This is a genomic window from Streptomyces sp. NBC_00726 (assembly GCF_045161735.1).
Lineage (GTDB): Bacteria > Actinomycetota > Actinomycetes > Streptomycetales > Streptomycetaceae > Streptomyces.
On record NZ_CP108983.1, the window covers coordinates 1,998,963 to 2,015,558 of the forward strand.

At 71.8% G+C, this 16,596-nt stretch carries 12 protein-coding genes and 1 tRNA gene; 3 read left to right on the forward strand and 10 right to left on the reverse strand.

What is annotated here, in order from left to right; genetic code table 11:
• The first annotated feature begins 145 nt into the window (after positions 1-145).
• Positions 146-1,288 carry a Fic family protein gene (locus tag OG338_RS08830; RefSeq protein WP_405936784.1) on the forward strand — a complete coding sequence of 381 codons (1,143 nt, stop codon included), beginning with the start codon at positions 146-148 and terminating at the stop codon, positions 1,286-1,288.
• A gap of 13 nt (positions 1,289-1,301) precedes the next feature.
• On the opposite strand, the gene OG338_RS08835 is transcribed toward OG338_RS08830, so the two are convergent.
• Positions 1,302-2,681, reverse strand: a complete 1,380-nt coding sequence (locus OG338_RS08835) for a tyrosine-type recombinase/integrase (protein WP_405936785.1) — start codon at positions 2,679-2,681, stop codon at positions 1,302-1,304.
• A 165-nt stretch (positions 2,682-2,846) separates the two neighbouring features.
• Between OG338_RS08835 and OG338_RS08840 the strand changes: the two genes are divergently transcribed.
• A tRNA-Arg gene (locus OG338_RS08840) sits at positions 2,847-2,927 on the forward strand.
• Positions 2,928-3,073: 146 nt separating this feature from the next.
• Here the strand turns inward: OG338_RS08840 and OG338_RS08845 are convergent.
• The 5 genes from OG338_RS08845 to OG338_RS08865 form a co-directional block, all read right to left on the reverse strand.
• Complete coding sequence (locus OG338_RS08845; protein ID WP_405936786.1) at positions 3,074-4,642, reverse strand: von Willebrand factor type A domain-containing protein; 1,569 nt, start codon at positions 4,640-4,642, stop codon at positions 3,074-3,076.
• A gap of 133 nt (positions 4,643-4,775) precedes the next feature.
• Positions 4,776-5,654 (reverse strand): ABC transporter permease, encoded by an 879-nt coding sequence (locus OG338_RS08850; RefSeq protein WP_405936787.1) that lies wholly within the window; start codon positions 5,652-5,654, stop codon positions 4,776-4,778.
• Positions 5,651-8,314: an alpha/beta fold hydrolase gene (locus OG338_RS08855; RefSeq protein WP_405936788.1), complete on the reverse strand. Its 2,664-nt coding sequence runs from the start codon at positions 8,312-8,314 to the stop codon at positions 5,651-5,653. Before OG338_RS08855 ends, OG338_RS08850 begins: the two co-directional genes overlap by 4 nt.
• A gap of 186 nt (positions 8,315-8,500) precedes the next feature.
• Complete coding sequence (locus OG338_RS08860) at positions 8,501-9,118, reverse strand: DUF4291 domain-containing protein (RefSeq protein WP_405936789.1); 618 nt, start codon at positions 9,116-9,118, stop codon at positions 8,501-8,503.
• 80 nt (positions 9,119-9,198) lie between these two features.
• A complete protein-coding gene (locus tag OG338_RS08865; RefSeq protein ID WP_405936790.1) occupies positions 9,199-10,035 on the reverse strand; it encodes a hypothetical protein in 837 nt (278 codons plus the stop codon).
• A gap of 257 nt (positions 10,036-10,292) precedes the next feature.
• Here OG338_RS08865 and OG338_RS08870 point away from each other — a divergent pair, with 257 nt between their 5' ends.
• A complete protein-coding gene (locus tag OG338_RS08870) occupies positions 10,293-11,015 on the forward strand; it encodes a VC0807 family protein (RefSeq protein WP_405936791.1) in 723 nt (240 codons plus the stop codon).
• Positions 11,016-11,214: 199 nt separating this feature from the next.
• On the opposite strand, the gene OG338_RS08875 is transcribed toward OG338_RS08870, so the two are convergent.
• Genes OG338_RS08875 through iolC form a run of 4 tightly spaced genes read right to left on the reverse strand, consistent with a single transcriptional unit; the run spans position 11,215 to position 16,558 of the window.
• The gene (locus OG338_RS08875) at positions 11,215-12,714 is read right to left on the reverse strand and encodes a CoA-acylating methylmalonate-semialdehyde dehydrogenase (RefSeq protein WP_405936792.1); all 1,500 of its coding nucleotides are present in this window, start codon (positions 12,712-12,714) and stop codon (positions 11,215-11,217) included.
• A gap of 12 nt (positions 12,715-12,726) precedes the next feature.
• On the reverse strand, positions 12,727-14,673 hold the full coding sequence (iolD, locus tag OG338_RS08880) for a 3D-(3,5/4)-trihydroxycyclohexane-1,2-dione acylhydrolase (decyclizing) (protein WP_405936793.1): 1,947 nt from the start codon (positions 14,671-14,673) through the stop codon (positions 12,727-12,729).
• The gene (gene iolB / locus OG338_RS08885; RefSeq protein ID WP_405936794.1) at positions 14,670-15,551 is read right to left on the reverse strand and encodes a 5-deoxy-glucuronate isomerase; all 882 of its coding nucleotides are present in this window, start codon (positions 15,549-15,551) and stop codon (positions 14,670-14,672) included. Before iolB ends, iolD begins: the two co-directional genes overlap by 4 nt.
• Positions 15,548-16,558: a 5-dehydro-2-deoxygluconokinase gene (gene iolC, locus OG338_RS08890; protein WP_405936795.1), complete on the reverse strand. Its 1,011-nt coding sequence runs from the start codon at positions 16,556-16,558 to the stop codon at positions 15,548-15,550. The genes iolB and iolC overlap by 4 nt, the downstream gene beginning before the upstream one ends.
• Positions 16,559-16,596: the final 38 nt, after the last annotated feature.

The window sequence follows — 16,596 nt, forward strand, 5'->3', positions numbered from 1 at the left end:
CCTGCATCCACCACCTGCGCCGCAGGAGAAGGGGAGGCTGCACGCCACAACCAGAAGCCACAGCAGCGACGGAGCTGCAGGCCAGGGCAAAGACTCACATCAGCGCCAGGTTGACTCCGTGACACAATTATCATGTCATGAAGTCATGCTGTACGTAACGCCCTCCCTGAACGCCGACGACCGCCGCGCCCTCGACGAGATCGAGAGCATGCGCCGCTCCCTGCGCCACATGCTCCGCGCCACCCCTCGCTGGACCCGTCAGCTGCGCCGCAACCTCACCGCCCGTGCAATCGCCGGATCGAACACCATCGAGGGGTACGCGGCGACGGTCGATGACGTGGAAGCCCTCATGTCCGGTGAGGAACCGCTGGAGACCGGGGAGAAAACACGTGCCGAGCTAGAGGGCTACCAGCGCGGCATGACCTACATCCAGGCCCTCGCCGATGCCGGAGACGACTTCCGTTACGACGCTGGCCTGCTCAACGGCCTGCACTTCATGCTCCAGGGCCACCACCTCGACAAACGCCCCGGCCGCTGGCGCGACGGACCCGTCTACGTCACCAGCCCCGACGACCCCTTGGTCCCCGCCTACACCGCACCGGACCAGACAGACATCCCCGCCCTGATGACGGAGTTCATCGATTGGCTCAACGGGGGCGACCTCGACGCGCCCGTCCACATCCGCGCCTCCATGGCCCACCTCAACCTCGTCAAGATCCACCCGTGGAAGGACGGCAACGGCCGCATGTCCCGCGCCCTGTCCACTCTGGTGTTCTCCCGTGAGGCCCTGATGCCGCCCGAGTTCTCCTCCATCGAGGAATGGCTCGGCCGGGGACAGAACACCTACGCCTACTACCAGATCCTGGAGGACGTGGGCGGCCCGCACTGGAGCCCCGAGCGGGATACCCGCCCCTGGATCCGGTTCTGCCTGACCGCCCACCACCGCCAGGCCCAGCAGGCCCAGCGCCGCTTCGATGTCATGTCGCGGGCCTGGACCCGCCTGGTCGAAGGTGTCGAGGCCGCTGGCATGGACGAGCGGGTCGTCTACGCCCTGCTGCCCGCGTTCTCGGACGCGAAGGTCCGCCGCACCGTCTACCAGCAGGACGCCGACCTCAGCGACCAGCAAGCCATCCGCGACATCCGGGAGCTCGTGGCCCGCGGCTGGCTCGTCCCCCATGGAAAGGCCCGCGCCCGCTACTACGCCCCCGGGCCCCTCATGGACCCGGTCCGGGACGAGGTCCGCCAGTCCATGGAGCCGTACACGGACCCCTACCGGCGGGAGCGGTGACCCTCATCGGCGATCACGCGATCAAGGGGGCGGCGTCCGGCATCTCGTCGAGTCGCTGCCTCAGATCCTGCTCTTGACCACTGATGCACTGCGCGTACGTGGCGAACAGCATGGCAACGCTGGTGCCGGCCCACTCAGCCACCTGAGCAGGCGGAATGCCGTTGTTCAGCCACATCGTCAGCCTGGTGTGCCGAAGGTCGTATACGCGTCGTCCTGTCGGTGACGCGTATACATGGGGTGGCAGGGTTGCCCTGCGGGCGTGGTCCCACATACGGCGGTAGACGGAACCCGCGAGAACTCCGCCGTGTTCCCCGGGAACGAGTCGATCGTCGGGGAGCAGGCCCGCCTCCTGGATACGCGATCGCAAGAGGGTGGACAAGGTCGGAGGGCACGGCACTATGCGTGTTTCGCCCTCTGCTCTGGCTTTCAGACGTCGCTGATCGTGCCGGGTTCCACTGTCGGTCCACGTGCGCCCGATCTCGGGCTCGGCAGTGTGGACCACGATGTCGGCCCACCGCCCTACCACCGAGGCAGGCAGGACAAGGTCCGAGACACGCAGCGCCACCGCTTCTTCCGGGCGCAGCCCCGTGAAGTACAGCGTGGCGAAGAATGCTTGCAGTCTTTGCCCGCTGCGTGGCCGGCCGCGAATCCAGTTGAGGAGCTGCGCAGCCTGCCTCTCGTTCAGCAGACGGCGTCGGTCGATCGCACTGGTAGACCGCTGTGTGAGGTTCCGCGACTCGGGAACAGGGTCGGACGGCAGAATGCCGCGGACGATCGCGTACCTCATCAGCAAATGCAGGACCCGTCGATGCCGCTGCACGGACGAAGCGGCCGCCCGTCCCCCGTCAAGCAGCGTTCCCAGTACCAGTAGCACGTCCTGGACGATGAGTGGATCGGTCCAGGCGTCCATGGTCGGAGTGTGCCGTCGCACCCAGCCGAGCACCGCGACCACGTCATCCGGGGCCTCGTCGCGGCGGTTGGTATTAAAAGCCCAATCGCTCAGGGCCGTACGGACCTGACGGGAGGGAACGGCCGGTGGATCCCGGTCCAGCAGCGCAGTGGTAACGATCATCAGCGTGCGCGCAGTGTTCTTCCGGTGATTCGCCGACACACGTGGCCACTGGGCGTCCGCGAACTGGACGGCGAAGTCGTACCACCCGACCGTGGATGCTCTCGGCTCATGCCGTTCCGGCAAGCCGGACGACATGTTGAACGGCTCTCCAGCGTGCGTCGCGGTCACCAACTCCGCTCGGAAACCGTCGGCCAGCGCGAACGTCTGGGACGTCTTGCGATGGCGCCTTCCAGCGACGGCCCACCGGACCCCGTAGGACTCGCGCAGCTTCCCGGAGCCCCGCTCGATCTGCCAGACCCTGACGTCAAAGGTGGTATCCATGGTCGGCACCTCGATCAGGTCTCGCCCGTGGCGCCCCTCGTCAAGGAAACGGGTCCCCGAATCGCTACGGACTCTCCCTCCATGATCCCACCACCAGTCGGCGAGCAAGATCGTCCCACATACGTCCCCCAAAACGGCTGACGATGCATCACTGGGTCACAAAATGCCAGGTCAGGACGGTAGAGATAACGTTGGAGTAAGTGCCTTCTAAGCACTTGGCCGCAGGTTCGAGTCCTGCCGGGGGCGCCTCCGCCCAGCCGCCCACGTCGGACCTCCCCCCGAGGGAGGTCCTTTTTTTCGCGGGGGCACAGCACGCTAGCGCGAACCTTGTAGTGATGGCGTAAACATCCCCGGGGCCCCGGGGGAGCGCGCCGCTCCCCCGGGCGCTCCGGTCAGTCCATCTCGCCCTCGCCCCGGTCCTCCACGGTGTCCCGGCCGCTCTTCAACCGGTCCGCGCGGGTGATCGCGTCGGCCAGTTTCGTCACCGAGGCGTCCTCGGTCGTCGTGGCCAGCTTCTCGGCCCGGTCGGCGAGTTCGCCGAGGCCGGGGGCGCCGGGCAGGCCGGTGCCGCGCAGGTTCTCCGCGAAGTAGGCGGCCACCGCCGTCACCTGGAGGCGGGCGCTCCGGCCGCCCCAGAGCTTGCCGGTGATCGCCCCGGCCGTCACGGAACCGGTCTCCTCGTGCGGCTTGCGGGTCTTCGGGTCGAGCCAGCGCACGGTCGCGGTGGCGACATGGCCGGAGGCTCCGTCGCGCAGCCGCACGGCGTACAGGGCGGTCACGGTGTGGCCGGGGCCGACCTCGCCGCCGTCCACGGTGTCGTCGCGGAAGTCGTCGTCGGCGACCTTGCGGTCCTCGTAGCCGATCAGCTTGAACCTCTCGACGGTCTTCCGGTCGAAGGCGACCTGCGCCTTGGCGTCCCGGGCGGTCAGTTCGAGGTGGGCGGGGAGCTGGTCCACGAAGACCTTGCGGGCCTGTTCCTCGTCGGCGATGTACGTGGTGTGGCCGTCGCCCTTGTTGGTCAGCTGCTCCATGAACGCGTCGCCGTAGTCGCTGCCGACGCCCACGCCGAACAGGGTGATGCCGTACTCGCGGCGGGCCGAGTCGATCCGTTCGAGGATGTCGTCCGCCTCGGTGTCGCCGGTGTTGGCCAGTGCGTCGGAGAGCAGGACGACCCGGTTGTTGCCGCCCTTGCGGCGGCCCTCCACCGCTTCCTCGTAACCGCGCTCGATGCCCGCCCCGACGTTGGTGGAGGCGCCGGGCTCCAGCGAGTCGACCGCGTCGTGGATCTTGCCCCGGTGGCCGTCCAGCCGGGTCATCGGCAGGACGGTCTCCGCCTCGTTGCTGAAGGTGACCAGGCTGATCGAGTCGTCGTCGCGCAGCTCGTCCGTGAGGATGTCGAGCGAGGTCTTGACCAGGCCGAGCCGGTCGGGCGAGTTCATCGAGCCGGAGACGTCGACCACGAAGGTGAGGGCGGCCGGGGGCCGTTCGGCGGTGCTGGGCGCGGCCTTGGTGGCCAGGCCGACCCGGACCAGCGACCAGCCGTCGCCGTCCCCGGCGGCCCTGGCCCCGTCGACGGAGACCGAGAAGCCGTTGCCCTCGGGGCGGTGGTAGCCCTGCCGGAAGCTGTTGACGAACTCCTCGGGCCGCACGGTCTCCGGTCCGGGCAGCCGGCCGTCGGCGAGGGTGCGGCGGGCGTAGCCGTACGAGGCGGTGTCGACGTCCAGCGCGAAGGTGGAGAGGTAGTCGGGCCGGGCGGTCTCCTTCAGCCGGTCCTCGCCGGCGTCGCCGTTCTTCTCCATGTCCGTGCCGCCCCGCGTGTAGGCGGGCGCGGGCGCCCCCGCGCGCCGCTGGTCGGAGGTCGCCTTGCCACCGCCGTTCTCGCCCGAGCAGGCGGTGAGCAGCACGCCCGCCGCGAGCAACAGCCCCACTGCGCCCCGGTACTTCCGTGTGCGGTGTTCCATCCCGTTACCCCCTGTGTCGTCATATCAGCACTTGTGAATGTGACGTGCGAACGGGCGGTCCGGACCGGACGAAAGGGTTGCGGAACGATCTCGATGCGGCAACGGCGAGCGCGGAACCGGCGGAATGTCAAGGTCAGGACACGATGTCCTTACGGCTGAACCCGCGGAAGGCGAAAGCGAACAGGATCAGGGCATACGTCACCGATACGGCCGCGCCCTTCGCCATGCCGCCCCACTCGATGGTGGGCTGGAGCGCGTCCGCCCAGGCGAACTGCCAGTGCGCGGGCAGGAAGTCGCGCCAGGAGCCGAGCGCGGTCACGGCGTCGAGCACATTGCCGACGATGGTCAGCCCGACCGCCCCGCCCACCGCGCCGAGCGGGGCGTCCGTCCTGGTGGACAGCCAGAACGCGAGCCCGGCGGTCACCAGTTGGGACACGAAGACGAAGGCGACGACGAGCGCGAGGCGCGGCACCGCGTCCCCGGCCGCCAGCGCTCCCCCGGTCGGCAGCTCCAGCGGCCCCCAGCCGTAGGCCGCCGCCCCGGCCGCGAGCGCGACGAGCGGCAGCAGCACCATCGCGGCGAGGCTGAAGCCCAGCGCGACGACGAGCTTGCTCCACAGCAGCCTGGCCCGGGGCACGGGCGCGGCCAGCAGATAGCGCAGCGAGGACCAGCTCGCCTCGGAGGCCACGGTGTCGCCGCAGAACAGCGCGACCGGGACGACGAGCAGGAAGCCCGCCGAGACGAACAGGCAGGTCGCGGCGAAGTTCGCGGCGGACGCGGTCGCCGTGTCCATCAGCGTGATCCGGCCGTTGCCGCCGGGCCCGCCGTCCGGGGTGCCGCCGATCGCGAACGCGATGATCAGGATGAACGGCAGCGCGGCCAGCACCCCGCCCATCAGCAGGGTCCGGCGCCGGCGCAGCTGCCGGACCGCCTCGACGCGCAGCGGGAGGGTGTGGCGGGCCCGGTAGCCGGGTGCCTCGGGGGCCTCGGTGAGGCCGGCTGCGGTGCTCATGCGGAGCCTCCGGAGATCAGGGTGAGGAAGGCGTCCTCCAGGCGGCGGTGTGGGCCGACGCCCGTCAGCGGCACGTCGAGGCGGACCAGCTCGGCGATCAGCTCGGGCGGGCTCGCCCCGTCGAGCCGGACGAGGAGCCCGTGCCCGTCGTCGGTGCGGACGGCGGAGCCGATGCCCGGCAGGGCGGCGACCTTCTCCACGAGGGGTTCGGTGAGCGGGTCGGCGGCGGTGACCAGGAGCATGTCGCCGGAGCCGGTGATCTCAGCGACGGGGCCCGCCTGGACGAGCCGGCCCCGGTCCATGACGACCAGATGCGTGCAGGACTGCTCCACCTCGGACAGGAGGTGGCTGGAGACGATCACGGTGCGGCCGCCGGCCGCGTACCGGATCATCACGTCCCGCATCTCGCGGATCTGCGGCGGGTCGAGCCCGTTGGTCGGTTCGTCCAGGATGAGCAGGTCCGGCATGCCGAGCATGGCCTGGGCGATGGCGAGCCGCTGCCGCATGCCCTGCGAGTACGTGCGCACGGCGCGGGCCAGGGCGTCACCGAGCCCGGCGATCTCCAGCGCCTCCTCGATGTGCGCGTCCTCGCCGGGGCGTCCGGTGGCCTGCCAGTACAGCTCCAGGTTGGCGCGCCCGGACAGATGCGGCAGGAAGCCCGCCCCCTCCACGAAGCAGCCGACCCGGGACAGCACGGGCGCGCCGGGGCGGATGGCCCGCCCGAACACCCGGATCTCGCCGTCGTCGGGGGTGATGAGCCCCATGAGCATGCGCAGGGTGGTGGTCTTCCCGGCCCCGTTGGGGCCGAGCAGGCCGAGCACCTGCCCCTTCTCGACGCGGAAGGAGAGGTCGCGGACCGCGTACCTGTCGGCGGACTTGGCGTACTTCTTGGACAGGCCGGTGATCTGGAGCGGTACGTCGGTGAGTGCGGGGTCGGGTGCGGGCGTCGCGGTACGGCGCCGGGCGGTGAGCAGCAGGGCGGCGGCGATCACCAGGGCGGCGGCCGGCAGCCCCCAGGTCCACCAGGGCAGTGCGGCCGAGGCGGTTTCGAGGCCGGGCGCGGTGGGAAGCGTGAGGGGCCCGTCGAGGGAGACGGTGTACGTGGCGGGCTCGGCCGGGGACGCGTAGCCGAGGTCCGTCGCCGCGAGGACGAGGCGGAGGCGGTGGCCCGCGTCGAGTTCGTGGTCGACGGCGGGCAGGGTCAGCTCGACCGGCTTGCCCTGCTGCTCGGGGGTGATCCGGTACGGCGCGACGAGCTGGGCGGGCAGCACCTGCCGTTTCCCGTCCGGCGACACGTCGTACACCTTGCCGAACAGCACCGCGTCGCCGTGGTCGGCCTTCACGGTCACCCGGACCGTGGGGGCGCCGGTGATGCGGCGGGCGGTGGGCAGTGGGGCGGAGTCGAAGCGGGCGTACTGGCCGGGGAAGTCGAGGGCGAGGCCGCCGACGCCGAGGGTGGAGAGCTGGGCGAGCGAGCCGCCGACGCCGGGGACGGCGGAGATCGACGGCGGGCTGGCCCCCGCGGGGTTGCTGATCTTCTGGGTGCGCCCGTGCAGTGCGATGGTCCGGGGGCCGCTGTGCAGGCCCGGGTACGTTTCGCTGCTCGCGCCCCGGGTAAGGGCGGCGCCGTCCGTGGAGTCGATGCCGCCGGTCCGGGTGACGCGGAAGGCGGGTCCGGTGTCGGCGCCCTCTTCCCCCTTCAGATAGCGGTCGAACCAGCCGGTGATCCTTTTCTGTACCCGGCCGGTCTCCATGTCGCCCCCGTCGTGCCCGCCGGCCGCCCAGTCGACGGAGACGGGGGCGCCGTTGGCGGCGATGGCCTTCGCCATGGCGTCGGCCTGGCCGAGCGGGAACAGGGAGTCGGTCTGGCCCTGCACGATGAGCGCGGGGGCCTTGATGCGGTCGGCGACGGCGCTCGGGGAGCGCTTCGTGAGCAGGTCGCGTGCGGCGGTGTCCGGCTTGCCGCTGACGGCGACCCGTTCGTACAGGTCGCACAGCTCCTTCTCGAAGTTGCCGCAGCCGCCGCCGGAGTTGACGAAGATCCCGGTCCAGAGTTTCTTGAACACCCCGTCCGGGAAGAGCGCGTCGGCGAGGTTCCAGTAGGTGATCTGCGGGGCGATGGCGTCGACGCGCGGGTCGTACCCGGCGGCGAGCAGCGAGACCGCGCCGCCGTAGGACGCCCCGGTGACGCCGACGCGCGGATCACCCTCGGCGTCGAGCCGGACCTCGGGGCGGCCGGCGAGCCAGTCGATCAGCCGGGACACGTCCTTGACCTCGCGGTCGGGCGCGTTCAGCCCGATTCTGCCGCCGGACTTGCCGAAGCCGCGGGCGGACCAGGTGAGGACGGCGTATCCGGCGCGGGCCAGCTGTTCGGCCTGCGCCCGGGTCTCCGCCTTGCTGCCGCCGAATCCGTGGCCGATGAGGACGGCGGGCCGGCGCCCGTCGCCCCCGGCCGTGAAGTACGAGGTGTCCAGGGAGACCCCGTCGACGCGCATCATCCGGTCCTGGCGGTGCACGGCCGGGCCGCTGTCGTCGGCCACCGCCGTCCAGGTGCCCGCGCCGGCGAGCACGAGGAGCGCGGCACCTGCCGCCGCCCACCGGCCTCGGGTGCGGGGCAGCAGGCGCCGCCACCGGGACGTACGCGCAGCAGGGGATTCCATGCGTCGACCCTATGCGGCCCGGCACCCCGCCCCACCTGCCCCCGGGCGGAACTCCCGGGCATCCTCAAGGCGTACGGAAGCGGGCCTCGTACTCCGGACGCGGTACATGTGCGCCGTACACCCCGCGCCGGACGGCCGGGCGGTGCCGGACATCGCACGGGAGATCGTGACGCTGACGGGGCGGTCCTAGACGGCTTCCCGAGCCGTGGGCAGCGGGGTGCCCTGCGGCAGCGGGTACGGCGTCTCGTCCGGGAGCAGCGCGGTCGCGGCCGCCGTCTCGCCCGCCCGGACCAGTGCGTGGATCTCCCGGGCGAGCGGGGTGACCTCGCGGATGGAGACCGTCCACTCGTCCGCGTAACGCCGTGACGCCTCGCCGGCCAGGCCGAGCTGGAGCGAGCGGTACGGGAGGCGGTTCAGGTGCGGGTCGCGCTCGGGGTCCCACTGGACGCGGGCGGGGGCGCGGCGCAGGTCGCGCTGCCAGGTGGCGCGGTCCGGGTGCACGTTCCGTTCGTAGTGGGAGAGTTCGGCGTGAGCGAGGGCCCAGTCGAAACCCTCGCGGGTGATCTCGACGGCGAGGACGGTCTCCTGGCCCTCCTTCGTCCCCCAGCCGCAGCGGTACATCATCCACAGGAAGCTCGGCTTGATCCACGTCATGCGGTCGCGCTTCCAGGCGGCCGGGAAGCGTCCGTCGCGGGCGGCGGGCAGCCCGAGCGACGGCGTGTACGCCTGATAGACGGTCACCGTCCGGGCGGTGTGGAGGGCGCGGATCTGGTGCTGGGGCGGGATGGCTGCGGATGCGGTCATGCAGCCATCCCAGCACCGGCGGCGGGGGCGGTCGAACGGGTTTCCGGCGGCGCCCCCGGACGGGAATGTGACGACAGGGCCTAGCCGGCGGCGTGCATCACGCGTGGGCCGTGCATCTCCCGGACGCCGGGCGACACGACGACGTGGTCGCCGGCCGACGCCTTCGCGCCGGCCGTGGAGTTCCCGTAGTAGTTCCACCGCCAGGTACCGGACTCGGTGGCCTTCACGGTGGTCTTGAGCGCCCCCGTCGAGCTGGACGTCACCTTCTTGACCGTCTTGTACGAGGACGTGCCGTCCGCCTTGAACTGGAGGCTGACCGTGCGGCCCGCGTACCCCTGGTAGGTGTGCTTCTCCCAGTTCGCCAGGGTGACCTTGCCGGTGACGGTGATCGTCTTGCCGAACAGGACCGGCTCGGGCGCGGCGTTGACGGTGACGCGGGTGGCGCGCTGGACCTGGACCGGGTGCTTCAGGTCGGTGTAGACGCTGTCCCCGCCGGGGAGGGAGAGCCGGGCGCAGCTCTTCCAGGTGCCGGCGTAACCGTTCCCCTCGATGTGGGACTTCGGGTCGATGTCCAACACCCCGTCGTCGACGACGCAGTTACCCTTCCCCTCGGTCGGGCAGGCGTCATCGGAATAGCCGAACCCGCTGTACAGAGTGTCCGAGCCCATCTCGCCGAGCTTTCCCCGGTACAGCAGGAACAGCGGCGGCCAGGCCCAGGTGCGCGAGGTCGTCATCCGGAAGGTCACCGGCACCGAGACCACTTCCTGGATACCGATCACGATCGGCTTCCCGCCGTTGACCGTGACCTGGGAGTACGAGACCCCGCCCGTCGCGGCATCGGTCGGCGCCGCCGCCATCGCGGTGAACACGGCCACCGCGCCCCCGGCCACCACCGCGTTCCACATTTTCTTCGCCATAGGTGCGAACCCGCCCTCCCTTGAAAACCGGACCGCCTGTGGGACCGCCCGGGGCCGTTCGCGGTTGTACGCCGTACGGCAACGATCAGATCACGCGCTCGGAGCCGTACAGCCGTACGACCGCATGCGAAGGCCATGACATTCGTCATGCGGAGGTCAGTACACGCGGCTCTGCCGGGGAGGGGGTCCGGATCGGCAGTCTTGTACGTGTCGAGAGCGGGAGCCACGAAGGCGCCGCCGCAACGGGAGGAACCGACATGAGCAGCCCGGCCGCCACACTCACCGCCCCCGCCGTCGACGCCCCGGCCGGCGCCACCACCGCCCCGATCGCGCCCCGCAAGGCGCTCGTGGACAGCCTGAAGCCGCTGCTGGTGGACGTCGCGCTGCCGCTCGCCGCGTACTACGCGCTGAAGGCGGCGGGGCTCGGCACCTTCGGCGCACTGGCCTGGAGCAGCGTGGTCCCGGCGGTCCGCACGGTGTGGGGCGCGGTGCGCGAGCGCCGGCTCAACGGCCTCGCGGCGCTGATGGTCTCGGTCAACGCGGTCTCGCTGCTGCTGGGCCTGGTGTCCGGTGACCCCCGGCTGATGCTCCTCAAGGACAGCGGGGTGAGCAGCATCGTCGGCCTGACGTTCCTGGTGACGGCGCTGCGCGGCCGCCCGATGCTGTCGGCGGGCCTGCGGCCGTGGCTGACCCGGGGCGAGACCGCCAAGACGGCCGCCTGGGCGCGGCTGTCCACCGGTTCGCCGGCCTTCCGCCGGGCCGAGATCCGGTTCTCGGCGGTGTGGGGCCTGGGGCTGCTCGCCGAGTGCGCGGTGCGGGCCGTGGGCGCGTACACCGTGCCGGTCGAGACGATGGTGTGGGCCGGGACCGTGATCCTGGTGGTCGCGATGGTCCTCGCCTTCCTCGTCTCGGGCCGCATCGGGGTCGCCCCGATGGAGCGGATGATCGCGGCCGAGACCGCCGCCACCACGGACCGCTGACCACCCATCAGGACGCCGCAGGGCCACTCCGGGGGGAGTGGCCCTGCGGTCATGTGCGGCCGGAAACCTCTTGACCTCGGCATCCGGCGGCGCGGCGGCACGCGGATGTACGCCACCCGGCATCCGGGCGACGACGGCCCTGAGGGCTTCTGTCTGGAGGAGTACGGGCCGGGCGCGGGGCCCGGCCCGTGCTCGGGCGTCAGTGGTTCCTGGGGAAGCCCAGGTCGACGCCCGCCGGGGCGTCCGCCGGGTCGGGCCAGCGGGTCGTGGTGACCTTGCCCCGGGTGTAGAAGTGGACGCCGTCGTTGCCGTAGATGTGGTGGTCGCCGAAAAGGGAGTCCTTCCAGCCGCCGAAGGAGTGGTAGCCGACGGGGACCGGGATCGGCACGTTGACGCCGACCATGCCGGCCTCGATCTCCAGCTGGAAGCGGCGGGCCGCGCCGCCGTCACGGGTGAAGATCGCGGTGCCGTTCCCGTACGGCGAGGCGTTCATGAGGGCGACGCCCTCCTCGTACGTCGCCACGCGCAGCACACACAGCACCGGCCCGAAGATCTCGTCCTTGTAGGCGTCGGATTCGGTCGAGACGTGGTCGAGGAGCGAGAGGCCGATCCAGTGGCCGTCCTCGAAGCCGTCGACGGTGAATCCGGTGCCGTCGAGGACCACTTCGGCGCCCTGGGCGGCGGCGCCGGTGACATAGGAGGCGACCTTGTCGCGGTGGGCGGCGGTGATCAGCGGACCCATCTCGGACGCGGGGTCCGTGCCGGGGCCGATCGTGATCCGGGCGGCCCGCTCCTTGATCCGGGCGACCAGCTCGTCGCCGATCGCGCCCACCGCGACGACGGCGGAGATCGCCATGCAGCGCTCACCGGCGGAGCCGTACGCGGCGGAGACGGCGGCGTCGGCGGCGGCGTCCAGGTCCGCGTCGGGCAGCACCAGCATGTGGTTCTTCGCGCCGCCGAGCGCCTGCACGCGCTTGCCGTTGGCCGAGGCGGTGGCGTGGATGTGGCGGGCGATGGGTGTCGAGCCGACGAACGAGACGGCGGCGACGTCCGGGTGGCCGAGCAGCGCGTCGACGGCGACCCGGTCGCCGTGCAGGACGTTGAGCACGCCGTCCGGAAGCCCGGCCTCCGCCGCCAGCTCGGCCAGCAGGTTCGCGGCGGACGGGTCCTTCTCGCTGGGCTTGAGCACGAAGGTGTTGCCGCAGGCGATGGCCAGCGGGAACATCCACATCGGCACCATGGCCGGGAAGTTGAACGGGGTGATCCCGGCGACGACGCCCAGCGGCTGGCGGATCGAGGAGACGTCGACCCTGTTCGACACCTGGGTGGACAGCTCGCCCTTGAGCTGCGTGGTGATCCCGCAGGCCAGCTCCACGATCTCCAGGCCACGCGCCACCTCGCCCAGCGCGTCGGAGTGCACCTTGCCGTGCTCGGCGGTGATGAGCGCGGCGATCTCGTCCCGGTGGGCGTCCAGCAGTGCGTGGTAGCGGAACAGGACCGCCGTGCGGGCGGACAGCGAGGTGCCGCGCCAGGTCCGGTACGCGTCCTTCGCGGCCGCCACCGCCGTATCGGTCTCGTCCGGTGAGGCGAACGCGACCCGGGTGGTGACGGCGCCGGTGGCGGGGTCGGTGACCTCGCCGTAGTTGCCCGAGGTGCCCTCGACGGTCTTGCCACCGATCCAGTGGTTCACGGTCTTCATGCTGTGGCTCCTTCAGAGGTGACGGCGTCGGCCGGCGCTGTGTCGTTCGTACTCTTTCCGTGCTTCGACCGCCGCGGGGCGGGTGGCCGTGCCGGCCACGGGGACATCCCACCACGCCTGCGCCCCGGGAGACCCCGGCCCGTCGCCGGGCGTTTCGGTCTCCACGTGTGTCTCCACTCGTGTCTCCACGTGTGTCTCCACGTGTACGCAGACGGGCCGGTCGGCGGCGCGGGCCTCGGCGAGGGCCGCCCGGAGCCCGGCCACCGTCCCGGCGCGCAGCACCCGCATGCCGAGCGAGGCGGCGTTGGCGGCGAGGTCCACCGGGAGCGGGGGTCCGGTGAAGTCCCCGTCCGCCGACCGGTGCCGGTAGTCCGTGCCGAAGCGCTCGCCGCCGGTCGCCTCGGAGAGGCCGCCGATCGAGGCGTAGCCGTGGTTCTGGAGGACGACCAGCTTGACCGGCAGGTTCTCCTGGACTGCGGTGACGATCTCGGTGGGGTTCATGAGGTAGGTGCCGTCGCCGACGAGCGCCCAGACCGGGCGGTCCGGGGCCGCCATGCACACGCCGATCGCGGCCGGGATCTCGTAGCCCATGCAGGAGTAGCCGTACTCCACGTGGTACTGGCGCGGGGAGCGGGTGCGCCAGAGCTTGTGCAGGTCGCCGGGGAGCGAACCGGCCGCGTTGATGAGGATGTCCGCGTCGGTGACCAACTCGTCCAGGAGGCCGAGGACCTGGGTCTGGGTGGGGCGGGCCCGCGGGTCGGGCGTGGCGTACGCGGCGTCGACGCGGCGCTCCCAGCGGGCCTTGGCCTCGGTGTACTCCGCCTCGTACGCGGGGTCCGCGCGGTGTCCGGCCAGGGCCTCGGTGAGGGCGTGGAGGGCGGTGCGGGCGTCGGCGACGAGCGGGAGCGCGGCGAGCTTGTGGGCGTCGAAGCCGGTCACGTTGACGTTGAGGAAGCGGACGCCGGGGTGCCGGAAGAGGGTCGCGGACGCGGTGGTGAAGTCGGTGTACCGGGTGCCGATTCCGATGACGAGGTCGGCGGTGCGGGCGAGGTCGTCGGCGGTGGCGGTGCCGGTGTGGCCGATGCCGCCGATGTCGGCCGGGTGGTCGTGGCGCAGTGAGCCCTTGCCGGTCTGGGTGGAGGCGACGGGGATGCCGGTGGCTTCGGCGAAGGCGGCGAGGGCGGCCTCGGCGGCGCTGTGGTGGACCCCGCCGCCTGCGATGACCAGGGGGCGGCGGGCGGCGCGGACCGCCCTTACCGCCTGGCCGAGTTCGTACGGGTCGGGGGCGGGGCGGCGTACGTGCCAGACGCGCTCCGCGAAGAACTCCGCCGGCCAGTCGTGCGCCTCGGCCTGGACGTCCTGCGGCAGCGCGAGGGTGACCGCGCCGGTCTCCGCCGGGTCGGCCAGGACCCGCATGGCGTGCAGCGCGGCCGGGATCAGGGCCTCGGGGCGGGTGATCCGGTCGAAGTAGCGGGAGACCGGGCGCAGGCAGTCGTTGACGGAGACATCGCCCGCGTACGCCACTTCCAGCTGCTGGAGTACGGGATCGGCGGGGCGGGTCGCGAAGGTGTCGCCGGGCAGCAGCAGGACGGGGAGGTGGTTGACGGTGGCGAGGGCGGCGCCGGTGACGAGGTTGGTGGCGCCGGGGCCGATGGACGTGGTGACGGCGTGGGCGGAGAGCCGGCCGGACTGGCGGGCGTGGCCGGTGGCCGCGTGCACCATGGCCTGTTCGTTGCGGCCCTGGAAGTAGGGCATCGCGGGGCCGGTCTCCAGGAGTGCCTGGCCGATTCCGGCGACGTTGCCGTGGCCGAAGATGCCCCAGGTGGCGGCGATCAGCCGGTGGCGTTCGCCGTCGCGCTCGGTGTACTGGCGCGCGAGGAAGGCGATGAGCGCCTGGGCGGTGGTAAGGCGGCGGGTGGCCGCCCCGGCCGGGCCGGGCGTGCCGGGCGTCGCGGTCATGCGTAGTCCTCCGGTCCGTGGAGCGGCAGCCGGGGGTCGACCGGCTGGGACGGCCAGCTGTCGCGCACCCACCGGTGGTCGGGGTGGTCGCGGATCAGCCACTCGCGCTGCTCGCCGGGGCCCGCCATGACGTTGAGGTAGTACAGGGTGCGGCCGGGCTGGGCGATGGACGGGCCGTGCCAGCCGTCCGGGATGAGGACCGCGTCGCCGCCGCGGACCTCGGCCAGCACATCCGTACCGCCGGGGCGGGACGGGGAGACCCGGTGGTATCCGAGGCCGCCGTCCTCGACCTCGAAGTAGTAGATCTCCTCCAGGACGGATTCCTCGCCGGGGCGGTGCTCGTCGTGTTTGTGCGGCGGATAGGAGGACCAGTTGCCGCCGGGGGTGAGGACTTCCACGGCGATGAGGCGGTCGCAGTCGAAGGCGTCGGCGGCGGCGAAGTTGTGGACCTGGCGGGAGCAGCTGCCGGCGCCACGCAGTTCCACGCGTACCTCCGGCGCGGGGCCGTAGCGAGCGGGGAGTCGTCGCTCGCACTTCGCTCCTGCCAGGGCGAAGCGGCCGCCTGCGCCGGAGGCGATCTGTGCGTGGGCGTCGCGCGGTACATAGGCGAAGTCGGAAACGCCGCTGAACACGCTCCGACGGCCCAGCAGTTCAAAGATCTCATCTGAGATGTGCACCGTACAGCTGCCGGTCAACGGCAGTACGATCCACTCGCTCTCCCCGGTGACAAGTGTGTGAACTTCTCCCGGTTCCAACTCCAGTACGCGGAGCCCGGACCGGTCCCAGCCGGCCTGCTCGGGGCCGATGTCCAGGGCGTACGGGCCGTGCGCGGTGGAACCCGCCGGGAGGTGGTACGCCGGAGCGCCTCGCATGCTCATGCCCTTTCGCCGTATGCGGTGACCGCTTCGTTGTGTGCGGTGACCGCGCCTTCGGCGAGGGCGGTCTCGACCTCGTGCGGGAACGGCATCGCGGAGGAGCAGGCGAGCCGGGCGGCGACGATGGCGCCGGCCGCGTTGGCGTACCGCATGGTGCGCGCGATGTCCCAGCCGCTCAGCAGCCCGTGGCAGAGCGCGCCGCCGAACGCGTCGCCCGCGCCGAGGCCGTTGACCACGTCGACGGGGAGCGGCGGTACGTCGGCGGCGGTGCCGTCCCGGTGGACGGCGAGGACGCCCGCGGGGCCCTGCTTGACGACGGCCAGCTCGACGCCGGCCGCGATGAGGGCGCGGGCCGCCGCGTACGGTTCGCGTTCGCCGGTGGCGATCTCGCACTCGTCCAGATTGCCGACGGCGACGGTCGCGTACGCCAGGGCCTCGCGGTACCGGGCGGGCGCGCAGGCTTCGTTCGCCTCGCCCGGCGGCCAGAACACCGGGCGCCAGTCGAGGTCGAAGACGGTGATGCCGGAGCGGTCGCGGGCCCGCAGCGCGGCGAGGGTCGCGGTACGGCTCGGCTCGGCGCACAGGCCGGTGCCGGTCATCCAGAACACCCGGGCGGCCCGGACCGCTTCGAGGTCCAGTTCGGAGGCGTGGATCTCCAGGTCGGGGGCCTTCGGCTGCCGATAGAAGTACAGCGGGAAGTCGTCGGGCGGGAAGACCTCGCAGAAGGTGACCGGGGTCGGGTAGGCGGCGACGGGTGTCACCCACCGGGCGTCGACCCCGAACTCCCGCAGCTGCTCGCGCAGATAGTCGCCGAAGGGGTCCGCGCCGGTGCGGGTCACCACGGCGGTGCGCCGGCCGAGGCGGGCGGCGGCGACGGCCACGTTGGACGGGGAGCCGCCGAGGAACTTCCCGAAGGTGTCGACCCGGGCCAGCGGCACCCCCGTCCGCAGGGGGTAGAGATCCACCCCGATCCGCCCCATCGTGATCACGTCGTACGGCTGCTCAGGCATGCGACATCCCTTCGGCTGGGCGCCTGTACCTGGATCAT